This window comes from Streptococcus sp. Marseille-Q8145, from assembly GCF_965112035.1.
In genome coordinates this window covers 59673-76952 of record NZ_CBCOPQ010000003.1, presented here as the reverse complement: position 1 = coordinate 76952, position 17280 = coordinate 59673, and the positions used below count along the sequence as shown (strand labels likewise).

Annotated in this window: 15 protein-coding genes; 2 read left to right on the top strand and 13 right to left on the bottom strand. The window is 41.8% G+C overall.

Annotation, left to right across the window (positions count from 1 at the left end; all coding sequences use genetic code 11):
- Nucleotides 1-7: 7 nt before the first annotated feature.
- From ACWPVL_RS06705 to ACWPVL_RS06690, 4 genes are all read right to left on the bottom strand, one after another.
- Nucleotides 8-3121, bottom strand: coding sequence for a DEAD/DEAH box helicase (locus tag ACWPVL_RS06705; RefSeq protein ID WP_454387793.1), 3114 nt, complete (start codon nt 3119-3121; stop codon nt 8-10).
- Nucleotides 3122-3270: 149 nt separating this feature from the next.
- Nucleotides 3271-3813, bottom strand: a complete 543-nt coding sequence (gene hpf, locus ACWPVL_RS06700) for a ribosome hibernation-promoting factor, HPF/YfiA family (RefSeq protein WP_045500914.1) — start codon at nt 3811-3813, stop codon at nt 3271-3273.
- A gap of 81 nt (nt 3814-3894) precedes the next feature.
- Nucleotides 3895-4560, bottom strand: coding sequence for a ComF family protein (locus ACWPVL_RS06695; protein ID WP_454387791.1), 666 nt, complete (start codon nt 4558-4560; stop codon nt 3895-3897).
- Entirely contained in the window at nt 4557-5858 is a 1302-nt protein-coding gene (locus tag ACWPVL_RS06690; protein WP_454387789.1) for a DEAD/DEAH box helicase, read from the bottom strand. Before ACWPVL_RS06690 ends, ACWPVL_RS06695 begins: the two co-directional genes overlap by 4 nt.
- Before the next feature lie 56 nt (nt 5859-5914).
- Between ACWPVL_RS06690 and ACWPVL_RS06685 the strand changes: the two genes are divergently transcribed.
- Together ACWPVL_RS06685 and cysK are read left to right on the top strand one after the other, a co-directional pair.
- Nucleotides 5915-6550: a YigZ family protein gene (locus tag ACWPVL_RS06685; protein WP_045500908.1), complete on the top strand. Its 636-nt coding sequence runs from the start codon at nt 5915-5917 to the stop codon at nt 6548-6550.
- 115 nt (nt 6551-6665) lie between these two features.
- The gene (gene cysK, locus ACWPVL_RS06680) at nt 6666-7595 is read left to right on the top strand and encodes a cysteine synthase A (protein ID WP_454387787.1); all 930 of its coding nucleotides are present in this window, start codon (nt 6666-6668) and stop codon (nt 7593-7595) included.
- 47 nt (nt 7596-7642) lie between these two features.
- On the opposite strand, the gene ACWPVL_RS06675 is transcribed toward cysK, so the two are convergent.
- From ACWPVL_RS06675 to ACWPVL_RS06635, 9 genes are all read right to left on the bottom strand, one after another.
- Nucleotides 7643-8005, bottom strand: a complete 363-nt coding sequence (locus tag ACWPVL_RS06675) for a S1 RNA-binding domain-containing protein (protein WP_187421299.1) — start codon at nt 8003-8005, stop codon at nt 7643-7645.
- Nucleotides 8005-9405, bottom strand: a complete 1401-nt coding sequence (locus ACWPVL_RS06670; protein WP_454387784.1) for a bifunctional Cof-type HAD-IIB family hydrolase/peptidylprolyl isomerase — start codon at nt 9403-9405, stop codon at nt 8005-8007. Before ACWPVL_RS06670 ends, ACWPVL_RS06675 begins: the two co-directional genes overlap by 1 nt.
- Before the next feature lie 37 nt (nt 9406-9442).
- On the bottom strand, nt 9443-10075 hold the full coding sequence (locus ACWPVL_RS06665) for a response regulator transcription factor (protein ID WP_045500904.1): 633 nt from the start codon (nt 10073-10075) through the stop codon (nt 9443-9445).
- Nucleotides 10053-11072: a sensor histidine kinase gene (locus tag ACWPVL_RS06660; RefSeq protein ID WP_454387782.1), complete on the bottom strand. Its 1020-nt coding sequence runs from the start codon at nt 11070-11072 to the stop codon at nt 10053-10055. The genes ACWPVL_RS06665 and ACWPVL_RS06660 overlap by 23 nt, the downstream gene beginning before the upstream one ends.
- Nucleotides 11069-11764: a cell wall-active antibiotics response protein LiaF gene (gene liaF, locus ACWPVL_RS06655; protein WP_454387780.1), complete on the bottom strand. Its 696-nt coding sequence runs from the start codon at nt 11762-11764 to the stop codon at nt 11069-11071. The genes ACWPVL_RS06660 and liaF overlap by 4 nt, the downstream gene beginning before the upstream one ends.
- Before the next feature lie 222 nt (nt 11765-11986).
- Nucleotides 11987-12802 carry an endonuclease/exonuclease/phosphatase family protein gene (locus ACWPVL_RS06650; RefSeq protein WP_454387778.1) on the bottom strand — a complete coding sequence of 272 codons (816 nt, stop codon included), beginning with the start codon at nt 12800-12802 and terminating at the stop codon, nt 11987-11989.
- 17 nt (nt 12803-12819) lie between these two features.
- Entirely contained in the window at nt 12820-15009 is a 2190-nt protein-coding gene (locus ACWPVL_RS06645; protein ID WP_454387776.1) for a PTS transporter subunit IIBC, read from the bottom strand.
- 258 nt (nt 15010-15267) lie between these two features.
- Nucleotides 15268-16194 (bottom strand): ATP-binding cassette domain-containing protein, encoded by a 927-nt coding sequence (locus ACWPVL_RS06640; protein WP_061423515.1) that lies wholly within the window; start codon nt 16192-16194, stop codon nt 15268-15270.
- Nucleotides 16195-16204: 10 nt separating this feature from the next.
- A complete protein-coding gene (locus tag ACWPVL_RS06635) occupies nt 16205-17272 on the bottom strand; it encodes an ABC transporter ATP-binding protein (RefSeq protein ID WP_454387774.1) in 1068 nt (355 codons plus the stop codon).
- Nucleotides 17273-17280 lie beyond the last annotated feature (8 nt).

Below are 17280 nucleotides of genomic sequence, written 5' to 3'. Positions count from 1 at the left end.
ATTCAAACTATTTTTCAAGCGATTCAGATGAAATTCCAAGAATTTCTCGAATTTCTTCCATCGAAAGACTGGAGCGAGACTCAGCGCCATCCAGAATTGTTGAAACCAGATTTCGTTTAGTATCCTGTAATTCCTGAATTTTTTCTTCAATAGTTCCCCGTGTAATCATACGATAAACTTTTACATTCCGTTCCTGCCCAATACGATGAGCCCGACCAATAGCTTGGGCTTCTACTGCAGGATTCCACCAAAGATCCACTAAAATAACAGTATTTGCACCAGTTAGATTGAGACCGACACCACCAGCTTTAAGAGAAATCAGAAAGGCTGATCTTTCTCCTTGATTAAAGGCTTTGGTCATCTCCTGACGTTCTTTTGCTGGAGTTGAGCCTGTGATTTTGAAGGACTCCATTCCCATCTGGCTCAGTTCCTGCTCGATAATATCCAGCATGCCACGGAATTGTGAAAATATCAGAACACGATGTTCACCGTCTTGGATCTGCTCTAACAGCTCCCGCAAACTTTCCAGCTTGCCACTTTCTCCATCGTAATCCTCCATGAATAACTTGGGAGTATCACAAATTTGACGGAGTCGCATAAGACCTGATAAAATTTCAATTTTGCTACGATTGATTTCTTCCTCCGTTGCATGGAGAATTCGCTCCTGCATTTGCTTGAGCAGTGCTAGATAAATCGTTTTCTGGCTGTCTGCAAGTTCATTACGGTAAGAGACTTCAATCAAATCAGGAAGCTCCTGCAAGACTTCTTCTTTCTTACGCCTCATGACAAAGGGTTTGATATAGCGCGCAACCGTTTCTGCCGGCATCTTCAAAAAAGCTTTCTTGCTCGGTAATAAGCCCGGAAGGACAATCTGGAAAATAGACCAAAGCTCGCCGAGATGATTTTCAATCGGTGTACCAGACAAGGCATAAGTCCGTTCCACCTCAAATGCTCTCAGATATTGAGCAATCTTGCTCTGATCATTCTTCATGACCTGTGCTTCGTCCAATATCAAATAGTCAAAATGAAGTCCTTTATACTCTTCAACATCTTGTCTAAAGGAAGCATAGCTGGTAATGGTAATCTGATGGTCTTCTGCAATCACAGCATCTCGAGCATTTTTCAGTCCATAGACAACGGCCACATCTAAGTCTGGAGCAAATTTGGTAAACTCATCACTCCAGTTGTAAATTAGACTCGACGGCGCCAAAATCAAAACTTTCTTAGACTTGGTCAAATGAGCAGTCAAGAAAGAAATGGTCTGAATGGTCTTTCCCAAGCCCATGTCATCGGCTAGAATACCGCCAAATCCATATTTATTCAGCATGGATAACCATTTCACTCCTGTCTCCTGATAATCTCGAAGCTCGGCCTGAACTTTCAGCTTAGGCAGAGGAAAATCCTCAGGATGGGTCAAATCATAAGCCAGCTGGCGAAAATCCTCCGACAAGTCAACTCTTTCCTGATCTTTGAACAATTCAGAGAGTTGGTAGGCAGCCAAGCTATACGTTTGGATAACCCCATTTTTAGAATGTTTGCTTCTCAATTGTTGCAAGGTCTGGCTGATTCGCTTACTATTCTCATCAAAAATCACAACTTGACCCGTCTTGCTGATAAAGTAATCCTTTTGGCTCATCAGCGAATCTAGGACATCATCTACCTCAGACTGGTCGATACCAGTAAAATCAAAGCCAATATCTAAGAGCCCACCATTCATACTGATGGAAACCTTCGGAGGTGCTGTTTGTAATAGACTCTGCAGCTCATCTGACAAGTAGACATTGCCTAGTGCTCTGAAGCGTGGAATCAAGACAGAGAAGAAACGGTAAATTTCTTCGGGTCGTAAAGGCGGACGCTGGCTGATAAAATCATCTGCAAAACCTGCCTCCAGCATTGCTTTAAAAACTTGCTGTTCCCGCTCAAAATTGCTGGCAAAAGGTAGGTTTCTCAGCTCTTCACGACTGGTGACAGTCTGACTACCATAATCAAAGACAAGATCCAGCAATACTTGCTTGTCAGCCTCCAAATTAAAATCGAAATCCACGGTAAAATCATGAATGAACAGTCGCTCAGGTGCTGTCACACGGCCAATTTTTTTAAACTCAAGCAGACTCACTGCCAGTTTGGACTGCTCAGACACATCAAACTGCAGGCGCTTGACGCGCTCTTGCTCAATCGGCAATTCCTGTAATGCCTTGATTAACTTGGTCTGCTCAGTCGTCAGCTGATAGAAGGTCTGATTATGAAAAAGAAATTGACCTCCATAGAGCAGCTTATAATTCTTTTCAGATATCAGCAGCTCAAAAAAGTTTTCACGCTCTTGCACCTCAAACTGATAAATCCCCGCTTCTTCATGCAAGTCTTGGAAAAATACCTCAGCATAATCATAAAAGCTATATTCCAAACGAAACGAAGTGAGATTCATCAAGCGAGTCACGCCTTCCTCAAAAAGACTGGCTGGAAAATAAAGGTGCCGCCCAGCATTGGGAAAGACCAACGAAGAGTCCTGCCCCTTATAATCCGTCACCAAGCCTCGTAAAAATTCTAATAGGTCTTGACTAGCTTCATCAAAATTCTCCATTCGAATAGGCTCATAGTAGTTCTTACCGATTTGATAATGCCCACCCTTATTCAAGGTTCTCAAAAAGGACAAAATATCACGCACTACATAAGAGCGCTCATCCGGCAACCGGCTAATCCGCAGACTCCATAAAAATTGTCCTGTGTAAGTATCTTCCTGTCCAGTCGCTGATAGCTCATAACGGATTTGCTGATTGGATTTATCTAGCAAAATCTTATCCAAAAAAAGGCTACCAAAAGAAACCAATTTCTGGGCTTCCTGACTAGAAGACTCTTTGTCTGTCATCTTCGCCAGCAGATCTTTACCCACCGAATCATTTTTCAAAAAATATTCCAAGGCAGCCAGATGGGCACAGTACTTCTTCTTTTGAAAAAAATCACAGGAGCAGAAAACTGCATCATCATCTAGACTATAACGTAGATTGTACTGATCCACGCGCGTGTATAAAAAGGAATCCTTAACTTCAAGAATTTCGACTTTTTTGCTGTCACAGAGGGCAATTCCTTCCGTTCGAATTTTACCAGGAATTAATTTAGCCATACCTACCACCTAACATTTATCCCTTTATTATACCATAGGACAGCTATAAAAATAAAATAGAATTTCTTTATTCGTAAACATTCTTTGAAGTAGAATGAGCGAGAGCTTTCTCTACAACAGAAAGCCGTCCATTGGACGGCTCTTTTACATTATTTTACTTCTAACAAACCGATATCTCCATCTTCACGACGATAGATAACATTCGTTGTACTATCTTCAACATCTGTATAGATGAAGAAGTCATGTCCCAACAAATCCATTTGCAAAATAGCTTCATCTAGATCCATTGGTTTCAAGTCAATATGCTTAGAACGTACTACTTTTGAAGATGCTGCATCAGCTTCTTCTACTAAAGCATCAGTGAACAACTGGCTAGTTGCAACCTTGTTCCGGTTTTTCTTTTCAATCTTTGTCTTATTCTTACGAATCTGACGTTCAATCTTATCGATAACTAGGTCGATAGACCCGTACATATCTTGCGAAACATCTTCTGCCCGAAGGGTAATAGAACCAAGAGGAATCGTTACTTCGACTTTCGCCGTCTTCTCCCGGTACACTTTCAAATTTACCCGTGCATCAAGTTCTTGCTCTGCTTGGAAATACTTCTCAATCTTCTCAAGTTTAGAAACTACGTAGTCACGGAGAGCATCAGTTACTTCTAGGTTTTCACCACGGATACTATATTTAAGCATATAAGTACCTTCTTTCTAAACATAAATGTTTTATTTACAATATCATTATAACGCTTTCATTTCTTTTTTGCAAATATTTTCTTACCTTGCGAGTGAAAATGTCAAAACTTCTTTCACACCTGCTTCCAGCAATAATTCTCGAGCCAATTGTAAGGTTTTTCCAGTCGTATACACATCGTCTATCAGAAGAATTTTTTCTGGCATACGGACATCTTTTACCAATGTGAAACATTGCTGACTGTTTAATCGTTCTTCGCGATTTTTACTGGATTGGGCAAGCGCATCCTGCTTTTCAAGCAAATGTTTATAAGGCAAACCAGCAGCTTGCAAGAAGCCTTCTACCTGATTAAAACCTCGATTTTGGTATTTTTCAGGGCTGACTGGAATAGGAACCAGAGTATATTTTTTGAAGTTTCTGAGGCTTTTTTTGAGAACTTCTGCAAAAACAAATCTTAGAAGATAATCCCCTTGAAACTTGTATTTGCTGAAGAAATCCTTCATCAAATCATTATAAAGAAAGCAAGCCTGATGCTGCACCAAGTAACCTTGCGCTTCCCAGGTTTGACAATCCGAGCAAATTTCCGTTTCTTCCTCCTTCCAGCAACGTGGGCAATGGATAGAGGAAATCGCTTCAAATCCTGCTCGACAATGTTTACAAATTGTATTTTGCTCTTTTTGTAATAAAATCAAGGAAGAAAAGGTCCTATTTTCTTCGACTACTTGGCTGCATAACAGGCAATTTCTCATAGGCCGGCCTCCTTGTTCATCAGTTTGATTTCACGAATCGCTTTTTCTATTGAACGTGTAGTGCCGTCGTGAAAAAAGAATAAATCTCCCGTCGGTCGCTCCATGCTACGTCCCACTCGACCAGAAATCTGCACCAAGGCGCTACGGCTAAAGAGACGATGGTTGGCCTCTAGAACAAAGACATCTACACAGGGAAAGGTCACACCACGCTCTAAGATGGTCGTTGTGATCAAAATGGTAATTTCTCGCTTGCGAAACTCTTCAACGATTTCTAAACGATTTTCAGTTGTCGAAGCCACAAAGCCAACTCTTTCCCCTGGAAAAACCTTCTCCAAAACTTGTGCAAATTCCTGACCTCTTTTGATTTCCGAGGCAAAGATTAGCAAAGGAAAGCCTGTTTTTCTCTGTCTCTCGATATACTTCTTCAATTTAGGCGGTAGTTTCTTTTTCGCTAGATATTTTTGAAAATCTGCCAACCAAACTTTTTGGGGTACTATCAAAGGATTGCCATGGAAGCGACGAGGAAGACTAAGGCGTTTTAATTCTCCTTTTTGGACTTTTTTATCCAACTCATCCGTCGAAGTGGCAGTTAAGAAGATAATGGTTCCCTCCTCCTTGACCGACTGCTCCACAGCATGATAGAGCACAGGATTGTCCACATAAGGAAAAGCATCTACCTCGTCCACAATCAGCAAATCAAAGGCTTGATAAAATTTAAGAAGCTGATGGGTAGTAGCAATGACCAAGGGACTGCGAAAATATGGCTCGGATTCCCCATGCAAAAGTGAAATAGGGCAGGCAAAATCCAGCTTGAGCCGGCGATAAAGCTCCAAACAGACATCAATCCGAGGGCTGGCTAGGCAAACGGCACCTCCGCGATCAATCACTTCTGCAATCACCTGATAAATCATTTCCGTTTTGCCCGCCCCCGTCACTGCATGGACTAGGCTATTCTGCTTTTGAGCAACTGACTCTAACAGTCCCTGAGAAACTTTTTCTTGAAAGGTCGTTAATTGTCCCTGCCACTTGAGTACCTGATTTTCTGGAAAATCTTCCTGTGGAAAATAGTAGAGTTCTTGATCACTCCGAACTCGCCCCAAAATCACGCATCCCCTACAATAGTAGGCATTGACAGGTAGCTGGTAGTTCTCCTTGTCCACTTGAGAACCACAGCGGCCGCAAAACAACTTCTTCCTTTCCTCTCGCATACTGGGCAGCTGCTGAGCCTGCATACGCAGTTCGGGACTGAGCTGATCTTCTGTAAATATTCTACCTAGGCAATCTTTTCTTTCTAACATACTTTTTTATTCGTAAAACTTTTGGAAAAATCTATTTTTTTGTGTACAATAAAACTATGGAATATAGAACAATTAGACAAGACGGCCAAGCCCAGGAAGAAATTAAAAAATCTCGTTTCATTTGCCACGCCAAGCGCGTTTACTCAGAAGAGGAAGCTCGGGATTTTATTGCTGCCATCAAAAAAGAGCACTACAAGGCCACTCATAATTGCTCTGCTTTTATTGTCGGAGAGAAAAGTGAGATCAAACGAACCAGTGATGACGGCGAGCCCAGCGGTACAGCGGGCGTCCCTATGCTCGGTGTCATGGAAAATCACCAGCTGACCAATGTCTGCTTTGTGGTCACGCGCTATTTTGGTGGGATTAAGCTAGGAGCTGGTGGGCTCATTCGGGCTTATGCAGGCAGCGTTGCCTTGGCAATCAAAGAAATTGGTCTCATTGAAATTAAGGAACAGGCGGGCTTGCGCCTTAAAATGTCTTACAGCCAGTACCAAAATTTCGATAACTTTTTGAAAGCCGAAGATCTGATCGAATTTGATACAGAGTTCACAGATCTAGTTGCCACAACCATCTATATTGACAAACAAGAGAAAGAAACGCTAGAGCAGAAATTAATCGAGTTTTTCAATGGCAAAATCCAAATTGATGATCAAGGTTTGCGCGAGGTTGAAATTCCTTTAACAGTTGAATAATCTTAACAGTAGGCCTAGTGATAAAGAATTTTTATCGTGGTCATAGCTTTTTTATATTTTACAAAGTGCCACTTTCAGCTTATACTAGTCTCATTAAAGTATTGAGGTAGAAAAAATGGCAAACATTTATCAAAACATCACAGAATTAGTTGGAAGAACGCCAATTGTTAAACTTAATAATATCGTTCCTGAAGGAGCCGCTGAAGTTTATGTCAAGTTAGAAGCCTTCAACCCTGGCTCTTCTGTCAAAGACCGGATTGCTCTCAGTATGATTGAGGCCGCTGAACGCGATGGCCTTATCAAGCCTGGCGATACTATCGTGGAAGCAACCAGCGGAAATACTGGCATTGGCCTTTCATGGGTTGGAGCAGCTAAAGGCTACAAGGTTGTCATTGTCATGCCAGAAACCATGAGTGTGGAGCGCCGCAAGATTATTCAAGCCTATGGAGCGGAGCTAGTTTTGACTCCGGGTAGCGAAGGAATGAAAGGGGCTATTGCCAAGGCAGAAGAAATTGCCCAAGAGCGAAATGGCTGGTTGCCACTGCAGTTCAACAATCCGGCTAATCCAGAGGTTCACGAACGAACAACAGGAGCAGAAGTTATCGCTGCTTTCGGTGAAACTGGACTGGACGCTTTTGTCGGTGGTGTCGGAACTGGTGGGACTATCTCTGGTGTCTCTCATGCTCTTAAAAAAGCGAATCCAAATGTCCAAATCTATGCGGTTGAAGCAGACGAATCTGCTATCCTTTCTGGTGAGAAACCAGGTCCTCACAAAATCCAAGGACTTTCAGCTGGATTCATTCCAGAAACCTTGGATACAGCAGCCTATGATGGTATTGTCCGCGTGACTTCTGATCAAGCGCTAGAATTAGGACGCTACATTGGCGGTCAGGAAGGTTTCCTAGTCGGAATTTCATCTGCTGCGGCTATTTTTGCAGCCATTGAAGTCGCTAAAAAACTAGGAGCTGGCAAGAAAGTCCTTGCCCTAGCACCTGATAATGGTGAACGTTACCTATCTACCGCTCTCTACGAATTTGACGCTTAATCCTGAAAAGAGTTAACAAAATTCCTACCCGTTTGGGTAGGAATTTTTTACTCTTTTTGTTCTTTCAGAAAAGCTTTGGCTTCCCTTATCCAGATTGGCAATTGCCTACCTAAAGGTGCAAATCCAATTTTGCAACGATCGTTTGAAAAGCGATGCCGTCTCGGCAAACGATGTTTTTCTTCCTCTAAAGTCCGCATGGACAGGCTGGCCTTACCAGAAAACTCATCATAATCCACCACCTGCACAAGAACCTGATCCCCGATTTTCAAAATATCATGAATATTGTCAATATAGCCCGTCCGAATCTCAGAAATATGAATGAGGCCGATCAGACCGCTTTCTAGTTCAACAAAGGCACCGTAGGGCTGAATCCCTGTAATTTTACCCTTTAACTTATCTCCGATTTTCATTAGTCTATAACCTCAATCGTCTCAATGACAACATCCTCAAGCGGTTTATCCATTGAAGCTGTCTCAACCGCTGCGATTTTATCCAAAACTTCATAAGATGGCTCATCCACCAGTTGACCAAATATAGTATGTCGGCGGTCCAAATGTGGTGTCCCGCCCTTGCTAGCATAAACTTCAGCGATCGGCTTCGGCCATCCTCCCCGAGTCAATTCCTTGGTTGAATAAGGAAGACTACTATTTTGGACAATAAAGAACTGACTGCCATTGGTATTCGGTCCAGCATTCGCCATGGAAAGAGCCCCACGAATGTTATAAAGTTCCGGTGAAAACTCATCTTCAAAGCGTTCGCCGTAGATAGACTCTCCGCCCATACCAGTACCTGTCGGATCGCCACCTTGAATCATAAAATCTTTGATAACTCGGTGGAAGATTACTCCGTTATAGTAGCCATCCTTTGATAAGGCGATGAAGTTAGCAACTGTTTTGGGTGCTTGGTCTGGTAAGAGTTGAATCTTCAGTTCACCATGATTTGTCTTGATCTTTGCAACTGGGCCTTGAACCTCATCAAGATGGAGCTGTGGGAAGGTCAATTCTTTCTCCACCATGCCCAATTGCTCTAAGGCGTCAAAGATGCCGTCTTCTTCGACCGTTTTTGTGACGAAATCAGCTTTTTTCTTTAGCTCTTCATCGGAAACTCCCATAGCAATGCTGAGTCCTGCATAGTCAAACAACTCTAAATCATTAAGTCCATCACCAAAAACTAAAACATTTTCTGGTTTGAAGCCTAGGTGCTCCACTACCTTGGCAACGCCAGCTGCCTTTGAACCTTCTTTCGGTACGACATCCGATGAATGCTCATGCCAACGCACCATACGGAGAGATTTGGCCAAATCTTCTGGCAACTGCAAACTGTCACCTACATCCTCAAAAGTCCACATTTGATAGATTTCATGATCTTGGTAAAAATCAGGATTGACAGCCAGATCTGGATAAATGATATCAATTGCTGACGAAATCATAGGATTACGAACAGACAAAGCCGCTTCGTGACTGCCTACCAAACCGTACTCAATTCCCACTTCCTTGGTCCAAGAAATATAGGATTCCACGCATTCTTGCGGAATGACCGTTTTTGCAATGACTTCGCCCTTTCTATTTTCAACATAAGCCCCATTCAAGGTAACAAAAAAATCAGGATCCAAGTCACGAATTTCTGGAACAACTCCAAAAATGCCACGACCAGAAGCAATTCCTGTCAGAATTCCCTTTTCTCTCAGTTGCTTAAATACAACTTTGATCGATTCTGGGATGAAGCCCGTTTCCTTGACCCGCAAGGTATCATCGATATCAAAGAAAACAATCTTAATCTTTTTCGCCTTATATTTTAATTTTGCCTTCATATCTTCCTCTTTCAATTTAATCTTCTTTATTATATCATTAAAAGTCGTCTTGCGGAACAAGGTGATGCTGAAAAGCATAGACAACTGCCTGGGTCCGATCGCTCACTTCTAGCTTAGACAAAATATTGGACACATGCGTCTTGACCGTTTTCAAGGAAATAAAGAGCTCGTCAGCAATCCGCTGGTTTTCATAGCCCTTGGCTAGAAGCCCCAAAATATCCCGCTCCCGCGCTGTCAAATCCTCGTGAAGCTCTATATGATTCCGATGGTATTCGACCTTCTTGCTGACTTCTGTTTCAATGGCAAATTCACCCTTTGCAACCTTTCTGACGGCATGGAGAATTTCATCCGCACTAGAAGTCTTCAACATATAGCCACGAGCACCCGCATCCAACACCGGATAGATTTTTTCATTGTCTAGATAGGATGTCAAAATCAAAATCTTTGCCTCTGGCCATTCTTTCAAGATAGCCAAGGTAGCATCAATGCCACTCATCTCTGGCATAACAATATCCATCATAATCACATCTGGACGGCTTTCCAAAGCCTTTTCGACACCTTCTCTACCATTGGTAGCCTCTGTCACTTCTTCAATATCGTCCTGTAATTCAAAAAAGCTTTTCAAGCCCAATCTGACCATTTGATGGTCATCCACTAGTAATATTCTCATCCTTTTCCCCTTCTAACAATGGAACACTGATTTCAATAGAAACTCCTTTTTTGGGAGCCGTCAGAATCTTCAAAGTGCCAGCCATATCATGCACTCGATCTTCAATATTTTTCAAACCATAACTCATGTCAGCCAAGCTAGCTGGATCAAAACCGATTCCGTCATCAGAAACCTTGAGTTTGAATCTATTTAGCGTCTGATAGAGATAGATGTCCAGACGACTGGCCTGAGCATGGCGCAAGGTATTATTGATGATTTCTTGGATAATCCTAAAAATATGCTCCTCTATCTGCTTGGGCAGGCTGACCACCTCATGCTTAAACTGGACAGTCAAGTCCGACTTATCTGTCAATTCTTTGATTAAGACATTCATGCCCTCTACCAAGGTCCGATTTTCCAACTCTGTCGGCCGTAAATGTAAAAGCAAGATCCGCAAATCTTTTTGCGCTGTCTCTAGAATGTCTGCAATTCCCTTTAACTGCTGCTGGAGATTGTCTTTATCCAGACGCTCCACGTTTCCAGCGACACCTGAGAGAATCATATTAGCAGCAAATAGCTCCTGACTGACCGTATCATGCAAATCGCGAGCAATCCGCCTGCGTTCTTTTTCAATAATCTTCTCTTCCGCCTGCAAGGCCTGATTCTCAGATTTCTGCAAATTTTCGGTTAAACTATCCAACTTTTCTTTCAAGTGGACGAAAGAATCATCCAATTCTGCCTGCCCGGTTTCTTGTATGCCCCTGCCTTCTAAAATAGCTTTTAAATTCTTTTGAACTTGAGAAAGGGACAGATGCTGAAGAAAGCGCGCAGCAGCGGCCAAGAAAATAGTCAGCGCTAAGCCCAAAACCAGAACAAAAAAGGCAAAGGACTGGAGCAGTTCCAGATTATCCAGCAGCTTTTGCCATTCTAAATTAAAAAGATTAAAAATATAATGAAAGATAATCCCTAAAACGAAGAAGGTATAGAGAAAAATGACCAAATAACTTGTTTTTTTCACTTTCTAACAACCTCCACATTTCCTAAAAAGCTGACCAAGACAATTTTTACAGTTTTGCTGGCGCGCTTATAGTCAGGCGTCGTCAGAGAAATCGTTTCATTGCGCAGCTTGCGTGGTGGATGATTTAAAAAATTCAAATCTCCATACAAAGTGTTAATCTGAAGCTGGATTTCTACATCTAAAGGGATGACAATCTTGGTATCCCCAAAGCCCTTACGAATCACAATCACATTATCATGATTGACCACAATGACATCCTCTAAGTGAATAGTGTCCTTTCCCATCATTCTCAAGAGATTAATATCATGAAACTGGCAATCATCCTTTGAAAAATGCTGTAAATCTCCCAACCAACGATTTTTTTCAGCTCGAACTTCGGTCGCATCTTCAAAGAAAAGGTGGGTCTCTTGATTTTCTTTGTAAAGATAAGGATAGGCCACAATCATGCCGTAAATCAAGGCAAAAAGGACAGCAGCAATAATATAAGGATTGAGCATGACAATGAAAAAGAAGACAATCATAGTCGCGACTAACAGCGAATTGCCTCTCTGCTTGCCGAAATAATAATATAAAAACAAGAGAAAGAGTAGCATGATGAGAACAACACGCGAAAAATCGGCAGCCAGCATGGTAACCAGCGCCATTGATAATAGAATCGCTTCAACAAAGATGAATAATTGAACTTTCCACATAGCTATTCCCTTCCTTACATCTCTATTGTAACAAAATTAAGCAAAAAAACCTCCGTCTAAGGCATGAAATGGAAAGATTATCCTATCTTTAGCAGCAGAACTTCTAGGCTCTAGACTTCTTTGCACTTTTCCTCTAAAAAGCAAAAAATCGCTTCAAATGCTGTTTAAGCAAAACAAACATTTAAAACGATTTTTTAGTTTATTTGTATTGTTCAGACAAGCTTAGAAATGGGCTTGAGCTTCCAAGCCAAAATGGTCACTAACGACTGGACCACGTTGCCCATCAAAAACAACAGCAGATCTTTCAATATTGAAATCTTTACTTGTAAAGATATAATCAATTTTTAGAGCATCTTTGTTTCCTGCCCATCCAGCAATATCGCCTTCAACTGTCGCTGTACCAATTGTTTGGTCAGCCACCTTATGGCTATCCTGGAGAGCAAGTGGACTTTGGATAATGTGTTGATAGCCTTCGTAATCAACGGGATTGTTAAAATCACCCATGAGAACTAGCGGAGTCTCAACTTGCAAGAGTTCAGATTCAAACTTAGCCCACTCTCCTTGGAAACCTTTATCCCACCAAGACAAGTGACAAGAAGCAACCGTGATGAGTTGACCATCAAGCTCTGTTTCTGCCAGTAAGACTTTACGCGTATGGTAGTCACTTGGATCATTGACATCAGATACCAAGAGCTCTCTTGCCTTCAGGGGCTTTCTGGACAGAATTGCAACCCCTTCATTATAAATATCAAATCCAATATGGTTATAAGCCCAAGACCAGTAATAGTCCAGACCTGCCTCAGCTAGCTTTTCAACCAGACGTAGGGCATAGTGGTCCTGGTGAATCGGAATGGCGCCATCTACCGCATAATAAAATGGAGCCTGAACAACCTGTTCAGACTCCACTAATTGATTGACTTCCTGCAGGCAAATGACATCATATTTTTCTTGAAGAATCCGCTCAGCTAGCTGATTTAGCTTGCTTTCTTGCTCTTCTTCCATCCAACTATGAGTATTTAAAGTCAGGAATTTTGCCATGATTTCTCTTTTCTATCTTACAATTCTACTTTAGCCACAACTGTCTTAGCAGCGACTTTACCGAATTTCTCAACTGCTACTGATTTGATTGCTGGAGCATTTGTAAAGACAACGATAGTGGTTGTTTCACGACCCGCTTCTTTAATAGCCGCCAAATCTGCTGTTACCAAAAGATCACCTGCAGCAACTGTTTGTCCTTCTGCTACATGTACTTCAAAAGGTTTGCCTTCAAGGCTAACAGTATCAAGACCGATATGAACAAGCACTTCAAGACCAGCTTCAGTCAAAAGACCAAGAGCATGTTTTGTAGGGAAGACGCTTGTCACTTTACCAGCTACTGGAGAATAGATCTTGCCATTTGCTGGTTCAACTGCAAATCCGTCACCCATCATTTTTTGTGAGAAGACTGGATCTTTAACATCTTCCAACTTAACAACTTCACCATCAGCAACTGTTTCGATTGCTTCTGTCACACCCTTGTAGCTAACTGCTGCAGCTGCAGACTCAGCTTTTTGACTTGGCAAAGTTTCAGGGATCACTTCTCCTGAATCCAACAAGTCTTGAATATCAGATTTAAGAACGTCAGCTTTTGGTCCGTAGATTGCTTGAACGCCTTGACCTTTCATAACCAAGCCCATAGCGCCTTCAGCTTTCCATTCTTCTTCAGAACCAACTTTTGTTGCGTCCTTAACAGTCACACGGAGACGAGTCATACATGCATCAACATCAACGATATTAGCACGGCCACCTAGCAAGTTAATGACATTCACTGCTTGAGAAGAAGCAGCTACTTTTGCACCACCTTGTTCTGATGAAGCAGCTTCTGAACCTTCAGCTGTTTCATAGTTACCGTTACGTCCTGGAGTTGCATAATTGAATTTTTGAATCATGAAGTTCGCAATGAAGTACATGATTACTGCAAAGAGAACTGTTACCCAGATAAAGTTAATGATATCCATACCCAAACCAGCATTGATAGCCATTGGAGTACGAGTCAAGAATTCGATAGACCCGAATGAGTGCACACGAAGGTTAACAATGTCCGCCATAGCAAAGGCAGCACCTTGTACAAATGAGTAAATCAAGTAAAGTGGAGTTGCCACGAACATGAACATGTATTCGATTGGTTCAGTAACCCCTGTCAAGAAGGTTGCCAAAGCAGTCGCAATCATCATACCTTTGTATTGATGTTTCTTGTCAGCATCAACATTGCGGTAAATAGCTGCGGCAACACCCATAAGGATACCAAATGAACCGATCATTTGTCCAACTTTGAAACGAGCTGGGTGAACTGTATCAAGCAAGTTTTGGTAAGCAGTAGGATCAGCTGTCTTAGTACCAACCAAGTCATTTACCCAAGCCAACCAGAGTGGATCTTGACCAAATACTTGAGTACCTTTAGCAGCACCAGTCAATACTTCATAAGTACCACCAAGTTGTGTGTAGTTCATTGGGATCGTCAACATGTGGTGCAAACCGAATGGAAGCAAGAGACGTTCTAAAGTACCGTACAAGAACGGTGCCAAGATTGGAGCAGTATCTTGTGAGTTAGCAATCCAAATACCAAAGTTGTTGATACCTGTTTGAACAACTGGCCATACAAATGACAAAACAATTGCTACGATTACTGAACGCAAGATAACAACGAACGGTACAAAACGCTTACCATTGAAGAATGACAAAGCATCTGGCAATTTACGGAAGTTGTAGTATTTGTTATAAGCTGTTGCTCCGACAAAACCAGCGATAATTCCGACGAAAACCCCCATATTCAAAGCAGGAGACTCAAGGACACTGATAAAGTAGTCAGAAACCTTGATGCTTCCTCCTAAGAGAGTGCTAACCACTGCTTTAGAATCTTTCAGCATATCGCTTGATACACCGAACATAACCCCAGTGATACGGTTAATCAAAATGAAGGATAAACCTGCCGCAAAGGCACCACCAGCACGTTCTTTCGCCCAGCTACCTCCAATAGCGAGAGCAAAGAGGATATGCAGGTTTCCGATAATCCCCCAACCAATTTGTTCTAAAACGCCACCAGTAGTCACTAGAAAACCTAGTTCAGGGTTGATCATCGGAATTGACTTACCAATACTGATCATCAAACCTGCTGCGGGCATAACCGCAATAACCACCATCAAAGCTTTACCGAATTTTTGCCAAAATTCAAAGCTAAAAATGTTTTTGAATGAATCTTTCATCATCCAGACCTCCTTATATTTTCACAAACCACCCCTTGATGAAATCGTTTGCATTGAATAATACTATTATACCACTATTTTTAATTTTGTAAAGGCTTTTATAAAAATTATTTTGGAACTTTTTCCTATATTTAGTGGAATAATATATAGAATAAGGTGAAATTTTAGTATGCAAGCGATTGCGTATATTTCCATAAATTTGCTGAAATGACAATAAAAAAGCCGAGAAACATTCAATTCTATGTTTCTACAGCTTCTTTTTTATTTATATTCTTTTTTATAGCGGTCAGCTTCTGCCTGATTAGCCCAGACATAGTGACCAGGCCGGATCTCAACCATGCTAGGTTGATCCACTGAGTAGTCATGCTGCTCTGGATCGTAAACCTTTAAGACCTTTTTGCGCTCCAAAATTGGGTCTGGAATCGGCACAGCAGACAAAAGGGACTGCGTATACGGGTGAATTGGATTATTAAACAGTTCTTCTGTCTCTGCCACCTCAACGATAACCCCTTTATAGATAACAGCGATTCGATCTGAAATAAAGCGAACTACTGATAGGTCGTGGGCGATAAAGAGATAGGTCAAGCCAAGTTCTTTTTGGAATTTTTTCAAAAGATTCAAGACTTGCGCACGGACGGAAACGTCCAAGGCAGAGATTGGCTCATCCGCAATAACGAAATCTGGCTCCATGACTAGGGCACGAGCAATCCCAATCCGCTGACGTTGACCACCAGAAAATTCGTGGGGATAGCGTGTCAAATGCTCAGCTAAAAGACCAACTTCACGAATGATATTCTTAACCTTTTGCTGACGGTCTTCTTCATTTTCAAAAAGATGATAGTTATAAAGACCTTCTGAAATGATATAGTCAACCGTCGCACGCTCATTTAAACTGGCAGCTGGGTCTTGGAAAATCATTTGAATCTTACGGATCAATTCAGCTTCCTCAGCTTTAGATTGCTTCCCGTTGATCTTTTTACCTTCGTATAAGATGTCCCCTGCACTGGTATCGTTCAAGCCGATGATAGCACGGCCGATGGTTGTCTTACCAGAACCAGATTCACCTACTAGGGAAAAAGTTTCTCCTTTATTGATAAAGAAATTTGCATTTTTTACAGCTACAAATTTCTTACTTCCTTCGCCGAAGGAAATTTCTAAATCTTTAATTTCAACTAATTTTTCAGTCATTTCCTTCCTCCTAAGCTTCTAAGTGATTGAAGCCCATTTTTGAACGAATTTTATCATGAAGGTTTTCGATAATAGCTGGCTTCTCAACTCTTGGTGCATCTTCGTGCAAGAGCCAGGTCTTAGCCCAATGCGTATCGGAAACCTGAAAGGCAGGAGGCTTTTCTTCGAAATCAATAGCCATTGCATAGTCCGAACGAAGTGCAAAAGCATCCCCTTTAATGCTAGTATATAGCGACGGTGGTGTACCTGGAATCGAGTAGAGTTCACCATTTGCTTCAGCTAACTGCGGCAAGCTAGACAGCAGGCTCCATGTATATGGATGTTTTGGATCGTAGAAGATTTCCTCAACTGTTCCATATTCAACGATTTCACCAGCATACATAACCGCCACTTTATCAGCAATACTTGCTACAACACCAAGGTCGTGGGTGATAAAGACAGTCGTAAAATGGTATTCTGCCTGCAATGACTTGAGCAAGTCAATGATTTGGGCTTGAATCGTCACATCGAGGGCCGTTGTTGGCTCATCGCAGATCAGAATATCTGGACGACAAGCCAAGGCGATCGCGATAACAATCCGTTGGCGCATCCCACCAGAATATTGGAATGGATACTCTTCAAAACGTTTTTCAGCGTCTGGAATTCCAACTTTAGTCATGTAGTCAATTGCCATTTCTTTGGCTTCTTTACTTGTTTTTCCTTGGTGTTTGATGATAACTTCGGTAATTTGACTTCCGATTGTATTAATCGGATCTAGACTAGTCATCGGATCTTGGAAAATAGTCGCAATTTTAGCACCACGGATGGGTTCCCAGTCTTTGTTGCTCTTTAGAGCAGTCAAATCGGTTCCTCGGTAATCAATCGTTCCTTGAGCTACACGGCCATTTTCTTCCAACATTCCAGTAAATGTTTTTGTCAAAACAGATTTACCAGAGCCAGATTCTCCAACCAGAGCCAGAACCTCACCTTCAACTAGGTCAAGGGAAACGCCTCGAATGGCAGTCAATACTCTGTCACGAACGTCAAATTCCACGACAATATCGCGAGCAGTCAATATTACATTTTTATTTTTTGTCATATTTACTC